At 55.2% G+C, this 19571-nt stretch carries 28 protein-coding genes; all 28 read left to right on the top strand.

The genetic code is table 11. The features are described from left to right. Positions 1-303 (top strand): hypothetical protein (locus AC1DY9_RS20770; RefSeq protein WP_477667540.1); only part of this gene is annotated, 303 nt, incomplete at its 5' end. 117 nt (positions 304-420) lie between these two features. Beyond that, positions 421-804, top strand: coding sequence for an RDD family protein (locus AC1DY9_RS20765; RefSeq protein ID WP_477667539.1), 384 nt, complete (start codon positions 421-423; stop codon positions 802-804). 646 nt (positions 805-1450) lie between these two features. Then, positions 1451-1678, top strand: coding sequence for a hypothetical protein (locus tag AC1DY9_RS20760; RefSeq protein WP_477667538.1), 228 nt, complete (start codon positions 1451-1453; stop codon positions 1676-1678). Between the two features lie 88 nt (positions 1679-1766). After that, the gene (locus tag AC1DY9_RS20755; protein WP_477667537.1) at positions 1767-2288 is read left to right on the top strand and encodes a hypothetical protein; all 522 of its coding nucleotides are present in this window, start codon (positions 1767-1769) and stop codon (positions 2286-2288) included. 532 nt (positions 2289-2820) lie between these two features. Further along, positions 2821-3291: a hypothetical protein gene (locus AC1DY9_RS20750; protein WP_477667536.1), complete on the top strand. Its 471-nt coding sequence runs from the start codon at positions 2821-2823 to the stop codon at positions 3289-3291. Between the two features lie 90 nt (positions 3292-3381). Then, a complete protein-coding gene (locus AC1DY9_RS20745) occupies positions 3382-3879 on the top strand; it encodes a YfbM family protein (RefSeq protein ID WP_477667535.1) in 498 nt (165 codons plus the stop codon). Between the two features lie 65 nt (positions 3880-3944). Then, positions 3945-4415, top strand: a complete 471-nt coding sequence (locus tag AC1DY9_RS20740; RefSeq protein ID WP_477667534.1) for a hypothetical protein — start codon at positions 3945-3947, stop codon at positions 4413-4415. A 112-nt stretch (positions 4416-4527) separates the two neighbouring features. Continuing rightward, positions 4528-4962 (top strand): hypothetical protein, encoded by a 435-nt coding sequence (locus AC1DY9_RS20735; RefSeq protein WP_477667533.1) that lies wholly within the window; start codon positions 4528-4530, stop codon positions 4960-4962. A gap of 90 nt (positions 4963-5052) precedes the next feature. After that, on the top strand, positions 5053-5520 hold the full coding sequence (locus tag AC1DY9_RS20730; protein WP_457279035.1) for a nuclear transport factor 2 family protein: 468 nt from the start codon (positions 5053-5055) through the stop codon (positions 5518-5520). Between the two features lie 171 nt (positions 5521-5691). Beyond that, on the top strand, positions 5692-5934 hold the full coding sequence (locus AC1DY9_RS20725) for a hypothetical protein (protein WP_477667532.1): 243 nt from the start codon (positions 5692-5694) through the stop codon (positions 5932-5934). Positions 5935-6021: 87 nt separating this feature from the next. Further along, the gene (locus AC1DY9_RS20720) at positions 6022-6393 is read left to right on the top strand and encodes a hypothetical protein (protein WP_457279033.1); all 372 of its coding nucleotides are present in this window, start codon (positions 6022-6024) and stop codon (positions 6391-6393) included. 176 nt (positions 6394-6569) lie between these two features. Next, on the top strand, positions 6570-6992 hold the full coding sequence (locus AC1DY9_RS20715) for a hypothetical protein (RefSeq protein WP_477667531.1): 423 nt from the start codon (positions 6570-6572) through the stop codon (positions 6990-6992). Then, on the top strand, positions 6989-7312 hold the full coding sequence (locus tag AC1DY9_RS20710; protein WP_477667530.1) for a hypothetical protein: 324 nt from the start codon (positions 6989-6991) through the stop codon (positions 7310-7312). The genes AC1DY9_RS20715 and AC1DY9_RS20710 overlap by 4 nt, the downstream gene beginning before the upstream one ends. A gap of 119 nt (positions 7313-7431) precedes the next feature. Further along, the gene (locus tag AC1DY9_RS20705) at positions 7432-7851 is read left to right on the top strand and encodes a hypothetical protein (RefSeq protein WP_457279030.1); all 420 of its coding nucleotides are present in this window, start codon (positions 7432-7434) and stop codon (positions 7849-7851) included. A gap of 963 nt (positions 7852-8814) precedes the next feature. Next, complete coding sequence (locus AC1DY9_RS20700) at positions 8815-9555, top strand: hypothetical protein (protein WP_477667529.1); 741 nt, start codon at positions 8815-8817, stop codon at positions 9553-9555. Positions 9556-10966: 1411 nt separating this feature from the next. Then, positions 10967-11314, top strand: coding sequence for a hypothetical protein (locus AC1DY9_RS20695; RefSeq protein WP_477667528.1), 348 nt, complete (start codon positions 10967-10969; stop codon positions 11312-11314). Between the two features lie 76 nt (positions 11315-11390). After that, a complete protein-coding gene (locus tag AC1DY9_RS20690) occupies positions 11391-11825 on the top strand; it encodes a hypothetical protein (RefSeq protein ID WP_457279026.1) in 435 nt (144 codons plus the stop codon). A 124-nt stretch (positions 11826-11949) separates the two neighbouring features. Then, positions 11950-12396, top strand: coding sequence for a hypothetical protein (locus AC1DY9_RS20685; RefSeq protein WP_457279025.1), 447 nt, complete (start codon positions 11950-11952; stop codon positions 12394-12396). Between the two features lie 78 nt (positions 12397-12474). Then, positions 12475-12936, top strand: a complete 462-nt coding sequence (locus AC1DY9_RS20680) for a methyltransferase family protein (RefSeq protein WP_477667527.1) — start codon at positions 12475-12477, stop codon at positions 12934-12936. 77 nt (positions 12937-13013) lie between these two features. Beyond that, a complete protein-coding gene (locus AC1DY9_RS20675) occupies positions 13014-13454 on the top strand; it encodes a hypothetical protein (protein WP_477667526.1) in 441 nt (146 codons plus the stop codon). Positions 13455-13955: 501 nt separating this feature from the next. Next, on the top strand, positions 13956-14699 hold the full coding sequence (locus tag AC1DY9_RS20670; RefSeq protein ID WP_457279022.1) for a hypothetical protein: 744 nt from the start codon (positions 13956-13958) through the stop codon (positions 14697-14699). A 76-nt stretch (positions 14700-14775) separates the two neighbouring features. Further along, complete coding sequence (locus AC1DY9_RS20665) at positions 14776-15090, top strand: 1-deoxy-D-xylulose-5-phosphate synthase (RefSeq protein ID WP_457279021.1); 315 nt, start codon at positions 14776-14778, stop codon at positions 15088-15090. A 130-nt stretch (positions 15091-15220) separates the two neighbouring features. Next, positions 15221-15673, top strand: coding sequence for a hypothetical protein (locus tag AC1DY9_RS20660; protein ID WP_457279020.1), 453 nt, complete (start codon positions 15221-15223; stop codon positions 15671-15673). Positions 15674-16019: 346 nt separating this feature from the next. After that, complete coding sequence (locus AC1DY9_RS20655; RefSeq protein WP_457279019.1) at positions 16020-16412, top strand: hypothetical protein; 393 nt, start codon at positions 16020-16022, stop codon at positions 16410-16412. Positions 16413-16490: 78 nt separating this feature from the next. Continuing rightward, positions 16491-16865 carry a hypothetical protein gene (locus AC1DY9_RS20650; RefSeq protein WP_477667525.1) on the top strand — a complete coding sequence of 125 codons (375 nt, stop codon included), beginning with the start codon at positions 16491-16493 and terminating at the stop codon, positions 16863-16865. A gap of 655 nt (positions 16866-17520) precedes the next feature. Beyond that, positions 17521-17940, top strand: coding sequence for a DUF3052 domain-containing protein (locus AC1DY9_RS20645; RefSeq protein ID WP_457279017.1), 420 nt, complete (start codon positions 17521-17523; stop codon positions 17938-17940). A gap of 46 nt (positions 17941-17986) precedes the next feature. Continuing rightward, positions 17987-18661, top strand: a complete 675-nt coding sequence (locus AC1DY9_RS20640; RefSeq protein ID WP_477667524.1) for a hypothetical protein — start codon at positions 17987-17989, stop codon at positions 18659-18661. 82 nt (positions 18662-18743) lie between these two features. Further along, positions 18744-19439, top strand: a complete 696-nt coding sequence (pyrF, locus tag AC1DY9_RS20635; protein ID WP_457279015.1) for an orotidine-5'-phosphate decarboxylase — start codon at positions 18744-18746, stop codon at positions 19437-19439. Positions 19440-19571 lie beyond the last annotated feature (132 nt).

Below are 19571 nucleotides of genomic sequence, written 5' to 3'. Positions count from 1 at the left end.
ACGTTAGACAGCTACCAAATGCAGCCTACGCACTACCCTACGGTCGGAAAATTCCGAAACGACACTAAAGTCGAGATGCGCCTGTTCTTGGAAATGATCCCGGAAGAGGTAGTTCTCTCGCCTGGCCATTCCGTTGAGTTGCTGGCGAGGCCGAGTCCGGGCCTTCTTCCCCTTACGATCGACTTGGTAGATGGCGGCCTACAGATTCACGCGCACAACGAATTCGATCCGGACTGGCATGTACGTTTCAACGGCAAGCTCATTCTTGCCGGGAACCCTACCCTGCTTAAAGACTACGAATGACATGCGCTCGCCCCGGACTTAAGATGCTGCCTAACTGGTCGTTCGTTTGGGACGGCTGCGCCGTCCCACAACTTCAGCGTTAAACCGCAACACAGTTCCGAGAAAGCAATCCTCCATATGAGCAAACCCCTCGCGTCTATTGGGCAGAGATTCACTTCCCAATTCCTGGACGATTTGGTTGCAATCGCAGCAGGCGTCATCTTCTACATTTCCGMCAAAGCCCTCGCGCTCCCCCTGGAGCTAGCATTGCTAGGCTTCTTTCTCTACGTGTTCTTGTGTGATGGATTGCCCGGTGGGCAGAGCGTGGGAAAACGGTTTACGCGCACGGCGGTGGTGCACGTCACAACTGAGGAACCTTGCCGCTACTGGCAATCCTTAGTTAGGAATTTCGCGATGATGCTTGGGGTGATTGATGCCGTCTTTATTCTTGGTAAGCAGCGGCGCCGCCTCGGCGATTATTTGGGCCGCACCAAGGTCGTTCAGCTGGAGTCCAGCGAGTGAAGCGGTTTAACTGGTCAATCGACGCGGACCCACAACAGCAGGAGGCGGCTCCACCGCTCATGTTGGTGGTCCGGTCATCGCTACGTTAAGGGCGCATGCGCTACCTACCACTCGTTCTAGTTGCAACCATGGTTCCGGCCGTTGCGGAGACCTGCGACAACGCCCGACCGATTCAATATGAGCCCAGCGTCGTAGAGGTATCGGGGAAAGTGAATGTCGCGCGTGCCCGACACCCCAATGGGACGACGATGAAGTACCCTATCATGAAGCTCGCAACGCCCGTATCTGTTAACGCAGATGGTTTGAACCCCATCAACTCCGACGAACCTTGCGTTAGCGAACTTCAACTCATCGCACAGGATCCCGCACTTCGAAAAAAATTGTATGCTGCTAGGGGAAAATCCATCGTTGCTCGCGGTACTGTGTTTCATGAGCACACTGCGTGGCACATGCGGAAGCTTGTGGTTATGGTGACGGAGGTGAAGAATGCGCCTTAACAAGTCGCTCGGCTGGGACGCGCCACAGCAGAAGGCCGCTTCGCGGCTCGTGTGGCACGCCCGGCAGCTCAAACGTTAGAGCCTTTGGCAGACACTCTCGGCTTCTTGTGTGGTATCGCCAGTTTCACCACTTTTCTGTAGGAGGAATTATGAGAAATCAGATCGCCGGTGGAGGCGCAGTCTTAATTGGAATTGCTATCGTATTTGTCGTCCTGCTCAGTGACGGACCTGTACCAGTTAAACCTCTATTGGGTGGGCTTGCATTCATCGGTGTTGGAGCCTACTACCTCTTAGTGGGAAAAAAAGCCGCATCGCTGAAGGAGTTCGTAGTGGACGGAAAGATGGTGACCGATGAAGCCGACGGCAAGAAGCTCTAACTGGTCGCTCGACACGGAAACGCACCTGCGGGAGGTCGCTGTGCGGCATGTGTTGCGTTCCGGTCAGCTCCAACGTTAGGTGGCGGCTATGGCACGATCAGTCATTTCAAGCCGAAGGGGCGGGATCGTACGGCTCTTCATTGCGTCTGCCCTATTGGTCGCTTTTGGCAGCTACTTTTTTTACCTCGGCTGGGAAACGTTCATTGATGGTGAGGTGCTCATTAAAAGAAAGAACAGTAATCCGTACATGGCTTATGCGCACGGGGAGAATTCAGAAGCCTTCTTCAGTTACTTTCGCGATTGGTTCTGGGGCACCGGGCTCATCGTTCTCGCGGGTGTTGCTCTTCCGATTTGTTTGGTGCTTCTTCCCTCAAAGCAAAGGAACTATTGGTTTCATTTCTTTGGAGAAACTGCGGGAGGGATACGTAGCAATCTGCCGTGGGCTTTGGCGCTCTTGGTATGCATGGCGCTGTTTGGCTTGCTGGCTGACGAAGTTAGCGATCGCGGCCTGCCGCCAACGCGGCGCACAAAGCCACCTAACCCTTCGATCGATCGGACATCTTCCAGCGTGCTACCCACGCTTCCCGGCGCCGCTCATGTCCAACGTTAGACGTCAACAATGCCACGCACTGTTCTTCGCTACGGCCTTTGGCTCCTCCACACACCGCGGGGAGCGCAGGACCCGCGCGTATTCTATGAAGACAAGCGCGGAGACTGGCCGCTTAGCCTGCAACAGCGCGCGCTCGGTGTTCGCCTGCACGCACCAGGCGTCTACGGCCGGAGCTTCGCGCGAATGGGAAACTGGAAGGGGTTTTACCTCACCGCGACCGGTGCGAGCCCGAGGCGAACGACCCGCGAACTTCTTGCAAATGCCAAGCGAAATCTCGGGCTTCGTCGCAATGCACTACACACGCTCATCGCATCGAAGACCCCAGTCAAGAGCTCCACGGGGTATGCGCTGATATCCGCGCCGAACTTGCGCTTCATTCGAAACCCTCCGTTCGGTTCGCTACTCGCGATTATCTATGCCAAGCGTGAGAATGTTGACGCCTAACCCTTCCATCGAGCGGACGTGTTCCAGCGGGCTCCGCCCGCTCCCACACGTCGCTCATGCCAAACGTTATGTTTCTTAAGAACAACTAATGGCGCTCTGGCAGTTTAAGGTTGAACTCATTCCAAGGCAGTGGCTTGACGCTGGCGGCGATGTTGCGTCACTCTTCACTGAGGAAGGTTGTGACGCCTCCATAGCTTGGTTGGGTTACTCCGATCCAAAACTCATCGAGCATCTCGGCTTGCTCTTGCCGGGCAGTAAGTCTTGGCACAATGAATGCTTATGCTGGGGTTCAGACAAGACAGAAGACATCCAGCTTTGGCGTGAGGGCACCGCCGTCTCATCACTCGCCGTTCGATTTGACCTTCGAGCTCCGAATGACGCACTCTTCGTTGCCATCTCGCAATTGGCGCAGGACTTGGAATTAGCAATTTTGGTCCCAGGGATTCAACACGTTATCCCTTGTGACACGGAATCGCTATTGGCATACGCAAAGCAATCGGAAGCAACACGCTTCGTAAAGGACCCGCATGCATTTCTTTCTCGCATCGAAGAAACATAACAAGTCGCTCAAGAGCGACGCGCGCAAAAATGCGTGCGCATCTTAGCGGCGGCGTTAGCCCGCACTCATCATCAATAGGAGTTCATTACCATGGGAATGGTTGGTTGCTTTGCTGCCGTATCGCCGGAGACCCTCAATCAGCTGCGCAGCGATCCCGAGGCGATCGAGGAATACCTCTACCCCAACGACGGGGAAGACGAGCCACCGTACTACATCGATGTCGACAAAGCCTGGCATGGAATCCACTACCTGCTTACCGGGCAGGCCGAAGGTGGAACGCTGCCGCTAAGTCTTGCTGTCGTCGGTGGTGAAGAATTCGGCCCAGAGGTCGGATATGGGCCCGCTCGATTTCTCACGCCGGCTCAGGTCTCTGCCGTCTCGGACGCGCTCTCGAACCTGACCTTGGAAGCATTGCGCGAGCGCTTCGATCCACAAGACATGAAAGCCAAGGACATATACCCGGACGTGATCTGGGTGCGAGACGGAGAAGACGCCTTCGACTATTTAATGGAAGGCTACCAACAGCTTGTCGTCTTCTACCGAGACGCGGCGTCCCGAGGCGACGGGGCACTGCAATGGCTATCGTGAGGGTGCGGGCTAACCCTTCCTTCAAGCGGACCTGCCTTCGGCAGGCCCCTTAAGTCAAACGTTAAATGGCACGAACAATGGGTTTCCTGTCTAACCTCTTTCGCCGGTCGCCCACAGTGACGTTCGGGCACCCAGTGTTTGGCACTCTCACATTGGAAAGTGGGGCCAAAGGTCCTTACTGGATGCATGAGGTGTATGAGGGTGAGAATGGCATTTCGATTTCGATCGATACACGCGACGCAGCGGAACCCACCCAGTTACAGATCGATTTCTTTCAGCGCGTCACAACCGATCTTGATAGCGTCGTTGGGCCTGTATTGTCAGAGCTCGGGGAACGCCACAAGGAAATCTACGGCGAAAACCTTCCGTCCGATTGGCGCCTGGCATTCACTCTTGCCGGCGTAGGCGTGCCATTGGACGGGGATCCAAACGCTGAGTGGGACATTGCCCTTGAGTGTCTTACTAACAACTCGAAATTTCTATACACCTGCTACTTCGAAGAAGGTAAATTGACACATGTCTCTGTCGACACTTGAGGCCATGCCACTTAACTGGTTAATCGACATGGACCCACAACCGCAGAGGGCGGTCTCGCCGCAAACGTCGTGGTCCGATCATTTCAGACGTTAGACAACATCAGAAGCCGCCATGAGCCTGCATCCAGACTATCCAGTCGTCACGGGAACCTATCAAATGACCGATGAATGGGCGGTCGCTCTTCCTGAAACGTTCAATCGACGAATAGAAGATGGAAGCCTTGTTCTCTGGAGGGCAACACTCACCTTCTGGGTCACCATTTGGGGGAACGACAAAGGCACATCCGAAGAGGAGCGGCTAGCTTCAATTCTGGAAACAGCCAGCGATCTTCGAGGCGAGCAACAGATCGAACGCACCGGGAAGCTTATCCGGCTGACATACGAATTGCCGGAAGAAGATTACTCCCGAGAAAGGTCTTCCTATAAATCAATTTCCGGTTATGTCATCGCACCCATGGGGCATGTTCAGATCTCTGCCTACTTTGATACACCTGCCGCTCGCGCCCTCGGGTACAAGATCATTCATTCAGTGCGCAATGCTGCCTAACCCTTCCTTCATGCGGACGTGCCTCCGGCACGCCGCTTAATTCAAACGTTAGGCGCCGCAAGATGCGGCGCGTTCACTAGGAGGTTCTAAATGTCTCTCACTTTGTCTGCATCTGACTTGGCCATGCGCCTGGCAGTCGAGGACACCGTCGTTCAGATGTTCGTTGCCACCGACGAACGAGACTGGCCAGCGCTGGAAAGTTGCTTTACCAGCCCCTTTACGCTGGACATGACCTCCATGGTCGGTGGAACGCCGACCGAAATGACGCCAAACCAGGTGGCTCAGGCATGGGCTGCCGGATTCAAGCCGCTCGACCACGTTCACCATCAGATTGGCAACCTTCGAACCGAGGTCAGTGGTAATCAAGCGCTTGTCAGATGCCACGGCGTGGCCTTCCACCACCGGGGCAAAGCGATCGGCCTGAAGAGCCGCATCTTCGTGGGCACGTACGAACTGCAGTTGCTGCCGTTCCCGGACAGATGGCGTATCTCCCGGCTTGTCTTCAAGCTCAAGTTCATCGAGGGCAACCTGGAACTTGAGAAGTCGGCGTCGCTGTGAGAACGACGCCTAACCCTTCTGTCGAGCGGACGTCTTGCCCGTCACTTCGCGTCGGTAAGGACGCCGCTGCGCGCCGGTCGAAAAACTATCGCACTATTCTTTATCTCGATTCTTCCATGGCAATTGTGTGCAGCAGAAGCAAGCTTGACTCCCTGTGAAAGAGCTATCGCCGTGGCCTCCGTTCAGCCGGTAGAGAAGTTTTCAATTGAAAATGCTCCAAATAGCTTGGATGTTTTCTTTCCCGGCCCGGCTTTCCTCCTGAAGAAGGGGATTGAAAAGAATCCAATCAACGAACTTAAGGCGGCGCTAGCAAAGCAGGCCTTCAACGTGCAAGAGGAGCTTGCATCAGCCAGTTTGAGTGCTTTGAAGGAAGCCACAGGAACAAATCGCAAGGGCCACGAAAATGAGCTCTAGCAGGTCCTTCGACGCGGACGCACAGATACGTCCATTCACTCCGGTCGCAACTGGCTCGTGCGCCGGTCAAGTTCAACGTTAGGCATCATGCAACAAGCACAGCTCATAGACTTCAAGAGTTTCAGCATGCGGGCAATTCTCAGGCGCTCAAAGGCCTTCTACGCACTGCGGATCGGTGGTTTTATTGTCACAACTTGTGGTGGCCTTGCTTGCATGATTTGGGGTATTGCCACCGGACAAATGACAACTGCATTTGTTGCCATGTGCCTTTGCGTTCTCATTGGTCTCGTTGCGTTTGTCTTTTCGGTTCATTCGCGTTCCTATTGCGCTGGCTGCGGGATGAAGCTTGATGTGTACTGGTGTTCCGAGGAACGGGTAGACGGCATGCACTCTGGCCACATTTATGTTTGTCGGCAATGCACTGCGTATGAGGCTCGCCTCAACGTTGAATTCGACTAGCCCAGAAGCCCTGAGGTTGCCTGGCACATTAATTCCACATACCGCATCCATCGTATGGCTAAAATTTCTCGACCGGGCAGAGCAATGTGCCAAGTGACGGCTGCCCCTTCCATCGAGAGGACTCGCCCCCGGCAAGTCGAGCCCGGCCTCTCGTGCCAAACGTTAAATAGCTCTAGATGCATCGTATCAATACGTACAACGAAGAAAACACCATTGCCCGTTCGGAGCGCGATGGTTGGACACTTGGCTACATCGGAATACCTTGGCCTGGTCCTTGGCCAAAGAAGAATGGAGACTTGTTTATGACCGATCCAAATGGCTGGCAGGTGGGCATTTCCTGGGAGAGTTCGGGGCCGGAGATTCTGGATATCAGTGGTGCATCGGAAGGGCGTTTTGGGGGTGTTCCAGGTGAGGTTCCCTGTCGTCGTCATGTCCGAGGACGATCTCATAAGAAATTTCCATGTGGTGTTGCCACTGTTGAAGAGGCGGAGAGCACTGGTAACAGGTTTCCCGTCATGAAGCGCCAGTCGCCACTGGACATGACATTCGAGCGGGCCACCTTCGGCGCTCGCTCTCATCTACGTTGGGCTTCGCAATGATCACTGAACAAGACGCGCGGTTTATTAGAAAAATGCGTATTTTCCTGGGGCTTTTCTGGTCGGGCTTGCTCGTGATCGGTGTGGGTCTCATCGCCATGTTCACGCTTAGGCCACTTGGTGAACATATCAATATCATTACCGCTGTTGTTTGCACGGGTTTCGGTGCAATGGTCGTCGCAGGCTTGGGACGCGTTGCAAGCCGCTGTCCCAGGTGCAACGGGTTTTTCTGTGGAAAATTTGAAGACAATGGAGGCGATTCTGGCAGCGTGCTTGCTTCATCGTGCAGGCATTGCGGTTTCCGCGCAAATGGCGAGGGCTGACATGGCACTCAAATTTGCAATCGCCAGAAGCCGTGACACAACGCCGTTCCATAGCGGATCAGTGGCATCGTTGCCTAAGGCGTTCCGGACCCCGTTGAACTTTAACTTTGAGGATCGATATGTTGAGAATCGCCTTTTCCCTGTTCCTGTTCTTCAGTGCGACACAGGCTCTCGCGCAAGGTGCACAGTCGCCAGAGCAGCTTGTCGAGTCGTACAAGACGGCTCTCGCAAAGAAAGACGTCCGGTCGTACATGGCGTTGGTGTCGTTGTCGCGCGAGCAAGACCGCGGCCCTGTGGAAGCTCAGTTTGGCGGGCGGGTGAGTGGCGGAGGTGTCATCTCGGCAAAGATAGTTCCATTTTCAACCTACGAGGCCCAATACAAACAGGCTGTTAGTCGTGGACTCACCCCGACCATAGAGCCGAAAGGTTGGTTGGTGGTCGAGTTCTCCGGCACCAAATTGCCCAGTGGCGCCACAGTAAAAGAGTCGGACATCATGATTTTCGGTCTGCGAAACGGCCGCTACTTCTTCGGATCCTGAACCTTTGTGCTCGAACTCTGGCCCTTTCCCCCATCGTGGCTGCCAGTTTTAACCCATCGCTCAAACGGACACGCCTTCGGCACACCGCTTGACTGGTTTGCTTCTCTGGGCGCAGCACACCAAGGCGGGGGCGGGGAGTGCCGATGCTGCGGCTGGCGCGCACTGAGGCTCTTGCATGGGGCTGGAACGAAGACGGCGCCTTGTGCGCCGTTTTTGTTGGCGCTATCAAATCAGTAGCTGCTTGCGCAGGCTTGCATTGGTCTGTAGGCTTGTTTCATATCTAAAAACGGCCAAAAAATATTCAAAAACAAGGGATTTTGGCGCTGCCACACTTTGCAAAGGCTCTGGCGCGACCTCCAAAGCGGTTTTTGCCTCTTTTTAGGTATTAGAACGGGCTGAAGCCCAATCGGAATGTGCGCGAGCAGCTATCAAATCAATAGCGTATCAGGCGAGCAGGGCGTCCAGCGGGCTGGCTGTGCCGCCCAGAGGCAACCTTTAGCACATGGGTGTAATTCATCGAGGTGCAAGGCGCAAACGGATACGGCTTCCACCTCTGTGCCCCCATGTCGCGCGGATGCGTCATGTGGCTGTTGCGGCCATGCCTAGCGGGAAAAAAACGAACCCAGTACAGGTAAGTTTTCCCGGCGCCGAGGCTATAGTGCAAATACCGAACCCGGTCCCGGACCTGGTCCGGCAAGCGGGCAGACTGCAAGGGAGGATTGCGGGGTTCACGGAATTTTTATGACTCTTTGGATTTAGAGAATATTTCCTTGAAATCCAGCATGCAAGCGCATTACGGGAGGTTTTAATGTCCAGATTAGATTGCAAGCGCCAGGTTATACCGCAGGTTTTGCGGCATACATTACGTTAGAGCGTGAAGTAGTGCTGTTTCAATGACCGTTGTTTGGAATTCCGTAGCACTGCTTCAAACCAAAAAAATACAAACTCAGCATCCGGTTCGACATGACACCAGACAATCAATTGAAACTGGCCCGACGCATGCTGGCTAGGCCCCCCGCAAGCTGTAGCTGGGATGACATGCTCAATCATGAAGACGACCTGATCTGGCACACCCAGTCGAGGCAACCGCATGTTGGGGAGCTTCGTTGTTGCGTCGACTCCATCGGGCTGACCTTAGCCTTCCTCGCATTGCCCCCCGCCGGATGGCAACAGCTTGAGGACGAGTTCGGCAAGGCAGCGGTGGCGTTTCGCTTCATGATCCTGCCGGGCGACATTGATGTCTTTATCAAATCCTCGACTGCAGCTCGCCCGGTCCGTCTATATGACGATGGACCAGTAGTTCCTCCGGCGCCTCCGGCCGATCCGTTCGAGTCCGTGATGAAGCTCATAGATGCTGCTGTGACAAAGGTGGCGGCTTCTGTTGATAGCGAGACGCGGGTGCGTCCGTTGATGAACAAGAGAGGTGTGCTTCAGCTGTTGGTCATAACCAGCACCATCGTGACTCGCGATCAATTGCATCAGCTTCCAGCGTTCCGCAAGGCGCTGGAGCGCCTGCGCGCCCAGCTGCGTACCGAGAAAATCAATTTGCACAGTGTGTCGATCGAAGCGCAGGAGGTCATCGATCGGGTCAATCACTTGATTACAGCGGAGGACATACTAAAAAAGGGGGAGGCGCCGCATTTGCGCTTCGCTCAAGGACCATGGGATGCCATTCACCAGCTGTGGCCATTTGGCAAACGCTGATTCCCGGTCCGGGACTTGCACTCGCGCCATTTCCTGGCTGGCGCGGCCTTGTTCTCGCAGAAGTCCGACGCATACTCGGCCAGAGTGCGGTCTAACCATTCGGTCAAGCGGACAGCCCCCCGTGGTACCGGATTCTGCCGCTTACCTCAAACGATAGAGGGCGCAAATGGTGGCATCCGTCGCGGTCGCGATCCTTACTTTCGTAGCAATGACGGCGCTATTCAGTGCCCTTGCACTGGCAGCGCATCAGTTTCTATTCATTGCCAAGTCGTATCGTGTACTCGGCAAAGTTGCGAGCGAATGGAGCTACCGAATGAACGGCATTCAGATGCGGTACTACAGAGTAGAATTTTGCCTGAATAATGGACAGTCAACTAACCTTAGAAGTAGCGTTACCAGTTCCTCGCGACATCCAAAGATTGGTGAGACGGTAACCGTGCTAATTCACGAAGGAAATGGCAAAGTGAAGGCGAGAATCGGAACCGTCACAGAGCTTTGGTTCGATGTTTTCGCCCTGTTATTCATGGGGGGCGTTGGCAGTGTCGTGATCTTGCCAATTGCGTACTTGGTATTCGTAGGCTAATCAGCCAGCGCCCTCTAACCCTTCCTTCAAGCGGACCGGCCTACGGCGGTCCGCTTAAATTAAACGTTAGATGATGAACACACTCGCCATATGCGTCGTCGTTCTGGTCGTGGCGAACCTTGCCTTCGCTGCATGGGTTGTGCTTTCGCCGGCACTGACTACGACTCAGAAGACCTTTCAATGCCTGATCGTGTGGCTACTGCCTGTCCTTGGAGTAGTCTGCGTTTTGCTTGTGCACTTGGCCGACGCGGAGCCTCGCAGACGCAAAGCGCCTCCGCCGGGTGATGGTTCTGATCCAATGCCAGGAGGTACTCAATGAGCAAGCTGGCTCCTGCGTGCACATCTAACTGGTCAATCGACACGGAGCCACAACAGCAGGAGGCGGCGGCGCCGCAAGTGTTGGTGGTCCGTTCATTTTTACGTTAGGGTTTCATGGAGAAGCATGATGTGTGTCCAGAGTGCGGGAAGTCCTTCGTAGGGCGCGCTCATCGATTGAGGATTACCGTGGCTCGCCTTTTCGGAATGCTGCTTCCAACGAGAGCGGACGAGGTACCTGGGGTAGTCCTATTCGGAGTTCGCTGCCCTGGATGCAACACGATCTTTCAAAGCCGGGAATTGCGCTACTTCGGCTGGCTAGGCTACCCTTCATATCTTGTGCTCTTGTTCGCCCTGTTGGTATCTCTGATGGGGATTGCACTATTCGTATGGAGTCGGTGAAATCGTGGCATTGAAACCTGACAGGTCAGTCAACGCGGACGCCCAAAGGCGTCCTGCTGCTTCGCGGCCACCTTGGGTGGGCGCCGATTATCTTCACGTTAGGAGTCATCAATGAGCACCCTTGTGAATGATTCTTCAGCCTTTGAGGCGCACCAACGACGCATGCTGCTGGAGATCCTGATAACGGTCCGCGATGGCTTCGTCGAAGCTGGAGTGAAGAAGGAGAAGAAGCTGCGGGAGTTGACTGAAAACCTGGCGTTCCATTTGGCATGCATCGTCGATGGGTCGAGGGTGATGAATACTGGCGCGGAATATGTGCACCCCGTACTGGCTTTTACGAAAGGCACAGGTAAGAAGCCAGACTACGCGGAGTTGGTCTACTCTGGTGGTGGCTCCTGGATGCACGAGCTACTTGACGAGGAACTCACAAATGAAGCATTCGAAAAGGATGATTCCTGACACGCCTGCCGAGTGGATCGCCTGTGGCGACCGCTCACATACACGTTAGATTTCACACAATCCTCAGGGGACAACATTGATTCCATTGCACTTTCAGCCATCCATCGAAACAGTAGATGGATATGCCAACGATGCCATTCGGATGACGCAAAAGATCTACGCCGTCGACATTTCCTCCTTTGCCCCATCCACACTGCGCCGAGTCGACTCCGTTCTGGAAGAATGGAAAACCGGCGGTGCCAAGATGGAACAGGTAGCAAAGTCCATCTATGCCTTCGGTTCGTTTGCCGGTGAGGTTTTGCTTAAGGCCAGGCAAGGCGAGTGGTTTAAGCCAGATCAACCCCCAAATGAAGAGGACTTCTTCGACTATCCGTTCCTGGCTGTTCGCCTGATAGGCGGAGCAGTTTGGCGCCCCATTAATCTTGGCTTTCAGATGATGGACTCAGTGCCCAACTCAAGCTATTGGAACTCAATCGTCGATCTTCTTGGAAGAGTACCAGGTGAAGCCTGACCTATCAATCGACACGGACCCACAACAGCAGGAGGCGGCGTCGCCGCGAAGTGTTGTGCGCCGGTTATCTAACGTTAGGCGTCACAAGGCGCATAGCCGAACTGCTTACACCTGGAGACCCTGAATGAGCTATGACTTGCTTGTCTTTGCACCCGCTAAGGCGCCGAATGAACGCGAGGCATTTCTTTCCTGGTGGGAAGAGACATCCGAATGGTCCGAGGATCACAGCTACGACGATCCAAAGGTCTCCACACCAGAACTTCAGGCTTGGTTCCTTGAGATGATCAAGTTGTACCCGGCAATGAACGGCCCCTTCTCTTCGGAAGAGTTTCCAGAGGATGATTCGGCTGTCACCGACTATAGCGTCGGGAAGGAAGCAATCTACGCCGCGTTCGCCTGGTCCAAGGCAGAAGCCGCATATGAGCAGGTCTTTAGCCTTGCAGCCAAGCATCAACTTGGGTTTTTTGATGCAAGCTCAGAAACCGGGGCCGTGTGGCTACCGGACGGGAAAGGTGGGCTGAAGCTTTCTCATCAAGGTGAGTCATCAGACACTGACGACAGTGACGCCTAGCCCTTCCATCGAGAGGATGTGGCCCGGCAAGCCGGGCGCCCCCTCTCATGTCAAACGTTAGACCTCAGAGTCCAAGCTATGCGCGCCCTCGAACTCAAGATCCCACCGCCGCTCGTGGCGCTAATCATTGCGGTCGCCATGTGGATTGCTAGAAATGTTGCGCCGACGCTTGAACTGTCGCCCGCTACTCGCATCGTCGCAGCCGGCGTCGTCGCGGTCATTGGTGGCTACTTCAGCATCGCTGGCACCATTGCGTTTCGGCGAGCCAGGACCACGGTCAATCCTTTGAAGCCGGAGAACGCATCGTCACTCGTCACGTCCGGTGTCTATCGGATCACTCGCAATCCAATGTACGTCGCACTCGCCTTGCTTCTGGTGGCATGGAGTTTCTACTTGTMAGCGCCTGCGCTTCTGGCCGGCTCTGCACTCTTCGTTCTCTATGTCACTCGCTTCCAGATTCAACCCGAAGAGAGGGTACTGCGGCGCATGTTTGGTAACGATTACACGTCGTACACACAGAGGGTGCGAAGGTGGCTGTGAGACCTAACCCTCTTTTAATGCGGACCTGCCTTCCGCGGGCAGCTTAAGTCAAACGTCAGGTCTCAAAGCGTATGCCCTTGAACATTCGAAGCGTAATCTCAGAGGACGAGTATTGGGCTGTGGTTCAACAGCTGAAGGGATCTTCTGATTTCTTCGACGAGCAGGGAGACTCTCATGGCCACATCGACGGTGATCTTCAAGTATCAGTCGAAGCGGTATTAGTCCCACTTGTTGGTCCTTGGGAGAGTTCTGATGTCTGGTTCCACAATCAGGACTTTTACGGCGATGGAGTTCGCTCGCTTATCTTTCGCGCCGGGGAATTCCCTTGGGCCGCCGTGATACGTTTGCAGAACCTTTTGGTTGGCGATGCAGCCCGTTTTTGCATTTCTGTGCACATCTGTGATTCATTGGAGGCACAGGGGAAGTGGGTAGGATCGATCGCCATCTTGAAAGAGGATATCGTTGCAACGACCTATATTTCTGAAATGCTGCGGAGGCACCCGGGTGTTGAGACTTAACTTGCCCGTCAACACAGACGCCCAATGGTGTCCGCTCCCTACGGTCGCACCTGGCATTGGTCGCCGATTACGTTCACGTTAGTGTGTCCATGAGGCCGACGATAGCTGCATCCTGGAAATTTCTGACGCTAGCCGTCTCATTCGGCCCCATGGCGCTCGGCGTATGCGTGCTGCTCCTTCCCCGGTTTCGCTCGTTGCATGGCACAGTTGCCGAATGGATACTCTTGGCCGTACTGCTACTGCTTCCGTTCGTCGGCGCGTTCGGCCTGATCAAATACATGCCGTGCTCACTCAGGGTTCGAATTGCAATCGCCGTGGCTTACGTATTGGCCATGGCCATGCCGGTGCTACTCACAGCCATCTTCATCGGATGTTCATGGGCGGGCACGTGCTTCTAGGTGCATGCTCTAACATGCTGGTCCACACGGACGCCCAAGGGCGTCCGCGCTTACGACTCTCCTGTCCCTTGGTCGCCGGTCATCTCCTACGTTAGGCGTCAATATGCGCTCACCACTCAAAACACCCAAGCCTCTGCGCGACATTCGGTACTTCGAGAGCATCGATCCCCCTCAGTTCGAGCATCCCATGCCGAACTACGCATCGAAGCTCTATGGTTTCCCACGCGCATGTGTAGCTCTTGGCCAGCGCGTCGGGATGAAGTGCGAAGAACTTGGAATGTCTATCGGTCACGCTGATCATCTCTACCTGTGCTTTACACCATCTCTGCCCGATGGGGCAGTCAGTATGACTGAATACGCCACGGAGCATTGGCACCGCTTCGTGCTCTGCGGAATGGATCCAGCGTTCAATTCCCTGCCGGACGAGAGAAAACTGGCTGTAGTTACCGAGGCAACGTTTTCAGCGCTGCGCATGCTTGCGCCAACCGAGACGCCAGCGCTTGAAGTGCTTCGACACTCAGTCGAGTCAGAAGGCGAGGCGCTCAGAGTGTGCCTTAAGGTCAAAGCGACAAAGCAATACCGTGTACGCGTTGAGCAAACGGTCCCCGTGCATCCACAACCCACCGAGGTATTCGTTGAAGTCACAAATCTGAGAACGCAGCGCTCGAAGATGGTTAGAGTTGCAGAGGTGAAGTTCTACGATGATGCTCCAAGCTTGGTCGATCGCATTGCCATCGTTGATCACAAGCTCACGATCCATCCTCGAAAGTCCTTTCGAGCCAGCCTCATTGCCGCGGACTACCAAGTTCCAATTCAACTTGGCCTGGCCGACCTGAGTGGCGCCTAATCCTTCCTTCAAGCGAACGTGCCTGCGGCGGTCCGCTTAAGTCAAACGTTAGACATTAAGAGTAGAGAGCCGGAGCATGAAGCGCATCATGTATATCGAGAACAAATCGGGTGGTTTGAGCGGTTCCGGCCGCATTGGCTGGGTGGAGATGTCGCGCTCGACGCGCTCGTACACGTACGCCGGCAAGCGTTTTCTGAAAACGAAGTCCGGCTACAAATACAACTGCATCGAGGAAGAGACGGGAGCGCGTTACTGGATCTCTGGCCCCAAGAGGAAAGGTGGCGACACGATGTACGGCGGCATTATCGACATTGATGACGATGCCAGGCTTGAGTACTGGGCCAAAGTCCGAGGCCAGCCGGAGTGTATTCATCTAAAGCAAACCAGGTAACCAGACATGTCTGACATTTCGCCTGGCTCGGACACGCAGCAGCAGGATGCTGCTACGCGGCGCTTGCTGTGCGCCGGGAAGCCCGAACGGTAAGCCTCATCAGCGGCGCATCTCTCATCATCAAACAAGCATGACAGCACTTCGCGAAATTCACAGGCACAAAAGTACCTTGCAGTTGGCACGCAAACTCCTCACTGCGGCAATAGTGCTTCAGCTCCCGTTTCTGATCGAGATCGCGCTCAGACAAGCCGATTTACTGCTTCACCTGAACATCCTGGGCAACAGGCAAATGCCGGAAAAGACGTTTTGGTTTTTGAGCCTCACGGCGTCCGCCCTGGCGATCGTCGGGTTCATAATCGTTTGTCGCCAGCTATCGCTATGGGAAGGCGATCTGGAAAACACCGAATTCGTACAGCGAACCCGGCTACTTGGAACCATGAAAATTGCTGCGGGCATCCAACTCTTCTTCTATCTCGTCTTTCTGCTTCCGCTGTTCAGCCTCATTCCAGTAGTTTGGGCCAGGTCGAAAGCCACCGCCGCCATTCAAGACCTTGAGGTCTTGATGCCTGCTCGTCGGCGCTAGGCGGAGGAGCGGTAAGGATGCGTATGCCTTCATGTCGCGCGGATGCGTCATGTGGCCGTTCTGGCCATGCCAGCGGACAAAAATCGGACCCAATACAGGTAAGTTTTCTCGGTGCCAAGGCTATAGTGCAAATACCGAACCCGCTCCCGGACCTGATCCAGCAAGTGGGCAGACTGCAGTGGGGGATTGCGGGGTTTCGCGGAATTTTTATAACAGTATGAATTTCAGAGCATTGCCTTGAAATCCAGCGTGCAAGCAGCTTACCAAAGGTTCTGATGTCCAGATTAGATTGCAAGCGTCAGGTTATGTCGCAGGTTTTACGAAATACATTACGTTAGGCAGTGCAATGGCTGAGTTTCGGCGCATCACCAAGCGAGACAACAAGGCGAAGTTGTCTGAAATGGCAGCCAAGTACGAGGCGTTGCTCTCTGAGGCGCTGGAATTTGCCAAGCGCAAAGCCGAATCGAAGCCACAGGCCGTTCGCGACATTCTCGCCACGGGCACCGTCGAAGGCATTGCATCAAACCTGAACGCCAAGGTGGCTGCAGTGTGCTATCGGGCAGAGCAGTACAGGCGTACGTGGCACAGTCTGACTCCCTGGCAGTATCTTGAGCACACAACCGTCGAAGAACAAGCCGACTCCATGCTCCAGACTGTCGAGGACAACCTCCATATGACGGAAACAAACTCCTGGCCTTCGCCCCCGTCAAATCCCAAACGGACCAGGGCAACTCCGTGAGCGGCGCGGCGCTGCCTAACCTCTCCGTCAAGGGGACGTCCCGCAAGCGGGCCGCTCCTTACGTCAAAGGGTAGGCAAATGCAAACAATCTTGAGTGTTGCGTTCGGCTTCATGGCGGTGTTAGCTGCCGCGGCGATTACGGTGTTGGCAGGTTCCCCGTCCGCTGGACACCCGGCTCAGTACGCCGCAGCATTTATAGTCGCGGGGGTGATGCTGTCCGTGCCATTTGCCCTTGTATCCCTTTGGCTCGCGTTGGCTGACCGAGGCATCGAACGTGGCGAGAGGCTACGGATTCTGGGGATCACGCTTTTGGTGATCGGGGCGGCCCGGTGGCTCGGAATCCTCGTGGCGATCGGCCCCGTGTTTGCGGAAGGAAGTCTTCTGCTCATGGCACTTGGCGGGGCCTTTCATATTCGGAGCAAGCAGCTAACCAAAGGGACGGGCAATGCATAACATGGCAGTCGACACGGACGTCCTCGAGGCACGCTGTCGCGCGCATATGGTCTGCCGATCACTTCTACGTTAGGCCGCAGCAAACTCCCTGGCCCCTCAGCACAGATGACATCCCAAAAAAAGCATGCCTAGTTTTACCATTGCCGGTCGCCTGGGCCCTGCACTCTTAGGCGGAGCCCTCGTTGCTCTGCTCGGTTGGGTGTCCTTCGGATCACTCCTGCCAGGTGCTGCGGCGCCTGTTGGCGCCTGGATGCTCGGTGCCGCCGTAGCGTTTGGCGCGCCGAGTGCATCCAAGGCATGGCGTAGGGTTCTGCTCCTGGCAGGGCTGCTCTCATTTGTGGCGGCTTGGGCAATGTGGGTTGCGGTTTTAGGCGGAACGCAGGGTGCCGTTCAGGCCACACGCGCCGAAAACGCGCCAGGCTTCGGCCTTCTTGTCCTGGTTGGCGCCGTGTTGTTATTGTTCCTTGGACCTCCGTTCTTCATCTTGCTCGGTCTGGGACTCATGGTACTTGCCCACTTTGTGGGCCGGGAGCCACCACGCCGCAAGGGAAAAAAGCCAAGCCTCGCAGATGAAACAGGCGACTAACTCTTCCATCGAGAGAACGGCACAGGGGCTTCACCCTTGTGCCGCCTCTCATGTCCAACGTTAAGACGCATGGCAACCTCAAACACCGCTGGATACTCTGGAACGCCGCTTTCCAGGAAGCTTGGCATCAAAGAGGCGCATCGAGTGCTGCTCATCGCAGCACCTGAGGAGTACGAAAGTCTGTTGGCCCCACTTCCACCAGCCGTGCAGTTTGTGAGCCAGCCCGATTCAAAGGTAGATATCGCTCACGCCTTTGTCACGCAGCGAGAAGAACTGGCAAAGACTCTGAGTGTCTTGCGCAAGAAGCTGAAACCCGACGCAGCGCTGTGGGTCTCCTGGCCAAAAAAATCAGCCAAGGTACCGACCACCATCACAGAAGACACTATCCGCGAGTTGGCGCTGCCACTTGGCTTCGTAGATATCAAGGTCTGCGCCGTCACGGAAGTCTGGTCGGGACTCAAATTGGTGGTTCGCAAGGAGCTTCGCTGAGAATGCGGCCTAACCCTTCCATCAAGACAAACGTTAGGTGCCGCTCATGGTAGCCACCAGGCTCCTGCTGATCTTTGCGCTTCTCTGCACCTCAGCCCTGCCTGTATCTGCTGAATACACGCCAACGGGACGGAAGGCCATCTCCGCAATTTCGGCCGCTTTTCCGCATCTGGATTTCATCTGGACAAGCGCCGAAGGCGATCTGGACGGTGACGGAATCGCTGATCTGGCTTTAGTGGCCACTGGGCAGAGAGGTGGAAATCCACAGCGCGAGGAGCGCCTTTTCATTCTCAAGGGAAATCCGGATGGAAGCTATGGAGTCCTTTCCGCGTCTGACGAGTTTTGTCGCGTGAGCAAGTTCTATAACATCGATATAAAAAAGAATTCTGTGTTTGTGCAGGCGGTCGAGTATGCGGACGCCGCTCGCGCGTCGAGTTACACCATGCAGTTTCGATACAACGCGAGTCTCAAAGACCTTGAATTCGTCGGCGAAGAGACTCTTGACGAGAACTATAACGATGGGTCTTACTACAGGGTCAGCAACAATTACTTGACGAAAACTGCCATTCATTCACGCCACGCGGGCAAGAGGCACAAGGACGTCAACGTTCGCCTCAACAGCTTTCCGATACTCAGATTGCAAGGCTTTGACTGTTCGAACCGTGGCTCGTCTGATTCGGTCGTCCACATTGACGAAAACTTCAAGGTGCGATCCCGATGAAGAGCAAGACAGCTAACAAATCGACCCAGTGGCGACGATCTGCGGCCGCGTCTGGCCTCCACCGTTAGACTCCATTTCACATATGCCATCACCAGTCATCGTCGCGCTCGACTTCGAATCCTCGGCTGAGGCGTTGGCATTGGTCAATCGGCTCGGTCCCGAAGCCGATCACTACAAGGTCGGCCTTCAGCTGCTCACAGAGGCTGGACCGCAGGTAGTTCGAGAGCTGGTGTCGGCAGGCAAACAGGTCTTCCTCGATCTCAAGCTTCACGAGATACCCAACTCCGTAGCCAGTGCCGTCAAAGCCGCTGGCAAGCTTGGGGTTTCAATGGTCACGGTCCATGCGTCGGCGGGTTCGGCCGTTCTGCGAGCGGCTGCCAGTGCTGCCGAGCCATACTCCAATCTAAAAGTTCTTGGCCTTACGGTCATCACAAGCCTTTCTGACGCCGAGCTCCCAGAGATCGGTCTTGCATCATCAGTCAAAGACCAGGTTTTCCGCCTCGCTTCGCTGGCTTGCAAGTCAGGCTGCCACGGTATCGTGGCCTCCGCCCAGGAGGCCGCCTACTTGTGTGATTCCTTGCCTGCCGGGGTACTCATCGTCTGCCCCGGCATTCAGCTTTCCCAGCCGGCAGCCACAGACCAGGTGCGCATCTCCACTCCTGCTGCGGCGGCCAGGGCAGGCGCCACTCACATCGTCATCGGCCGCGCCATAGCAGGTGCTTCGGAGCCACTGGCAGCGTACCGGACAGCAGTCGAGTCGTTTAGCAATGGCGTCTAACCCCTCAATCAACCAGACGTACCCCGGCAAGCCGGCATCTTGTCTTTCGGCGTCGTCGTGGCTACATTCTTGTTTGAATCGCATATGAAGTCGCGATACGCTACGCCACATAACATATCAACCGGCGCGGAG

Source organism: Polaromonas sp. P1_F6 (assembly GCF_056405695.1).
This window is presented reverse-complemented; position numbering and strand designations above follow the sequence as displayed.

Bases quoted from the DNA above. Each gene is read 5' to 3' on its own strand.
- AC1DY9_RS20665 (WP_457279021.1), top strand. From the start codon at position 14,776: ATGAAGCGCATCATGTATATCGAGAACAAATCGGGTGGTTTGAGCGGT.
- AC1DY9_RS20755 (WP_477667537.1), top strand. From the start codon at position 1,767: ATGGCACGATCAGTCATTTCAAGCCGAAGGGGCGGGATCGTACGGCTC.
- AC1DY9_RS20645 (WP_457279017.1), top strand. From the start codon at position 17,521: ATGGCAACCTCAAACACCGCTGGATACTCTGGAACGCCGCTTTCCAGG.
- AC1DY9_RS20740 (WP_477667534.1), top strand. From the start codon at position 3,945: ATGGCACGAACAATGGGTTTCCTGTCTAACCTCTTTCGCCGGTCGCCC.
- AC1DY9_RS20700 (WP_477667529.1), top strand. From the start codon at position 8,815: ATGACACCAGACAATCAATTGAAACTGGCCCGACGCATGCTGGCTAGG.
- AC1DY9_RS20655 (WP_457279019.1), top strand. From the start codon at position 16,020: ATGGCTGAGTTTCGGCGCATCACCAAGCGAGACAACAAGGCGAAGTTG.
- AC1DY9_RS20710 (WP_477667530.1), top strand. From the start codon at position 6,989: ATGATCACTGAACAAGACGCGCGGTTTATTAGAAAAATGCGTATTTTC.
- AC1DY9_RS20720 (WP_457279033.1), top strand. From the start codon at position 6,022: ATGCAACAAGCACAGCTCATAGACTTCAAGAGTTTCAGCATGCGGGCA.
- AC1DY9_RS20640 (WP_477667524.1), top strand. From the start codon at position 17,987: ATGGTAGCCACCAGGCTCCTGCTGATCTTTGCGCTTCTCTGCACCTCA.
- AC1DY9_RS20730 (WP_457279035.1), top strand. From the start codon at position 5,053: ATGTCTCTCACTTTGTCTGCATCTGACTTGGCCATGCGCCTGGCAGTC.
- AC1DY9_RS20695 (WP_477667528.1), top strand. From the start codon at position 10,967: ATGAGCACCCTTGTGAATGATTCTTCAGCCTTTGAGGCGCACCAACGA.
- AC1DY9_RS20760 (WP_477667538.1), top strand. From the start codon at position 1,451: ATGAGAAATCAGATCGCCGGTGGAGGCGCAGTCTTAATTGGAATTGCT.
- AC1DY9_RS20750 (WP_477667536.1), top strand. From the start codon at position 2,821: ATGGCGCTCTGGCAGTTTAAGGTTGAACTCATTCCAAGGCAGTGGCTT.
- AC1DY9_RS20745 (WP_477667535.1), top strand. From the start codon at position 3,382: ATGGGAATGGTTGGTTGCTTTGCTGCCGTATCGCCGGAGACCCTCAAT.
- AC1DY9_RS20650 (WP_477667525.1), top strand. From the start codon at position 16,491: ATGCAAACAATCTTGAGTGTTGCGTTCGGCTTCATGGCGGTGTTAGCT.
- AC1DY9_RS20735 (WP_477667533.1), top strand. From the start codon at position 4,528: ATGAGCCTGCATCCAGACTATCCAGTCGTCACGGGAACCTATCAAATG.
- AC1DY9_RS20715 (WP_477667531.1), top strand. From the start codon at position 6,570: ATGCATCGTATCAATACGTACAACGAAGAAAACACCATTGCCCGTTCG.
- AC1DY9_RS20685 (WP_457279025.1), top strand. From the start codon at position 11,950: ATGAGCTATGACTTGCTTGTCTTTGCACCCGCTAAGGCGCCGAATGAA.
- AC1DY9_RS20660 (WP_457279020.1), top strand. From the start codon at position 15,221: ATGACAGCACTTCGCGAAATTCACAGGCACAAAAGTACCTTGCAGTTG.
- AC1DY9_RS20670 (WP_457279022.1), top strand. From the start codon at position 13,956: ATGCGCTCACCACTCAAAACACCCAAGCCTCTGCGCGACATTCGGTAC.
- AC1DY9_RS20705 (WP_457279030.1), top strand. From the start codon at position 7,432: ATGTTGAGAATCGCCTTTTCCCTGTTCCTGTTCTTCAGTGCGACACAG.
- pyrF (WP_457279015.1), top strand. From the start codon at position 18,744: ATGCCATCACCAGTCATCGTCGCGCTCGACTTCGAATCCTCGGCTGAG.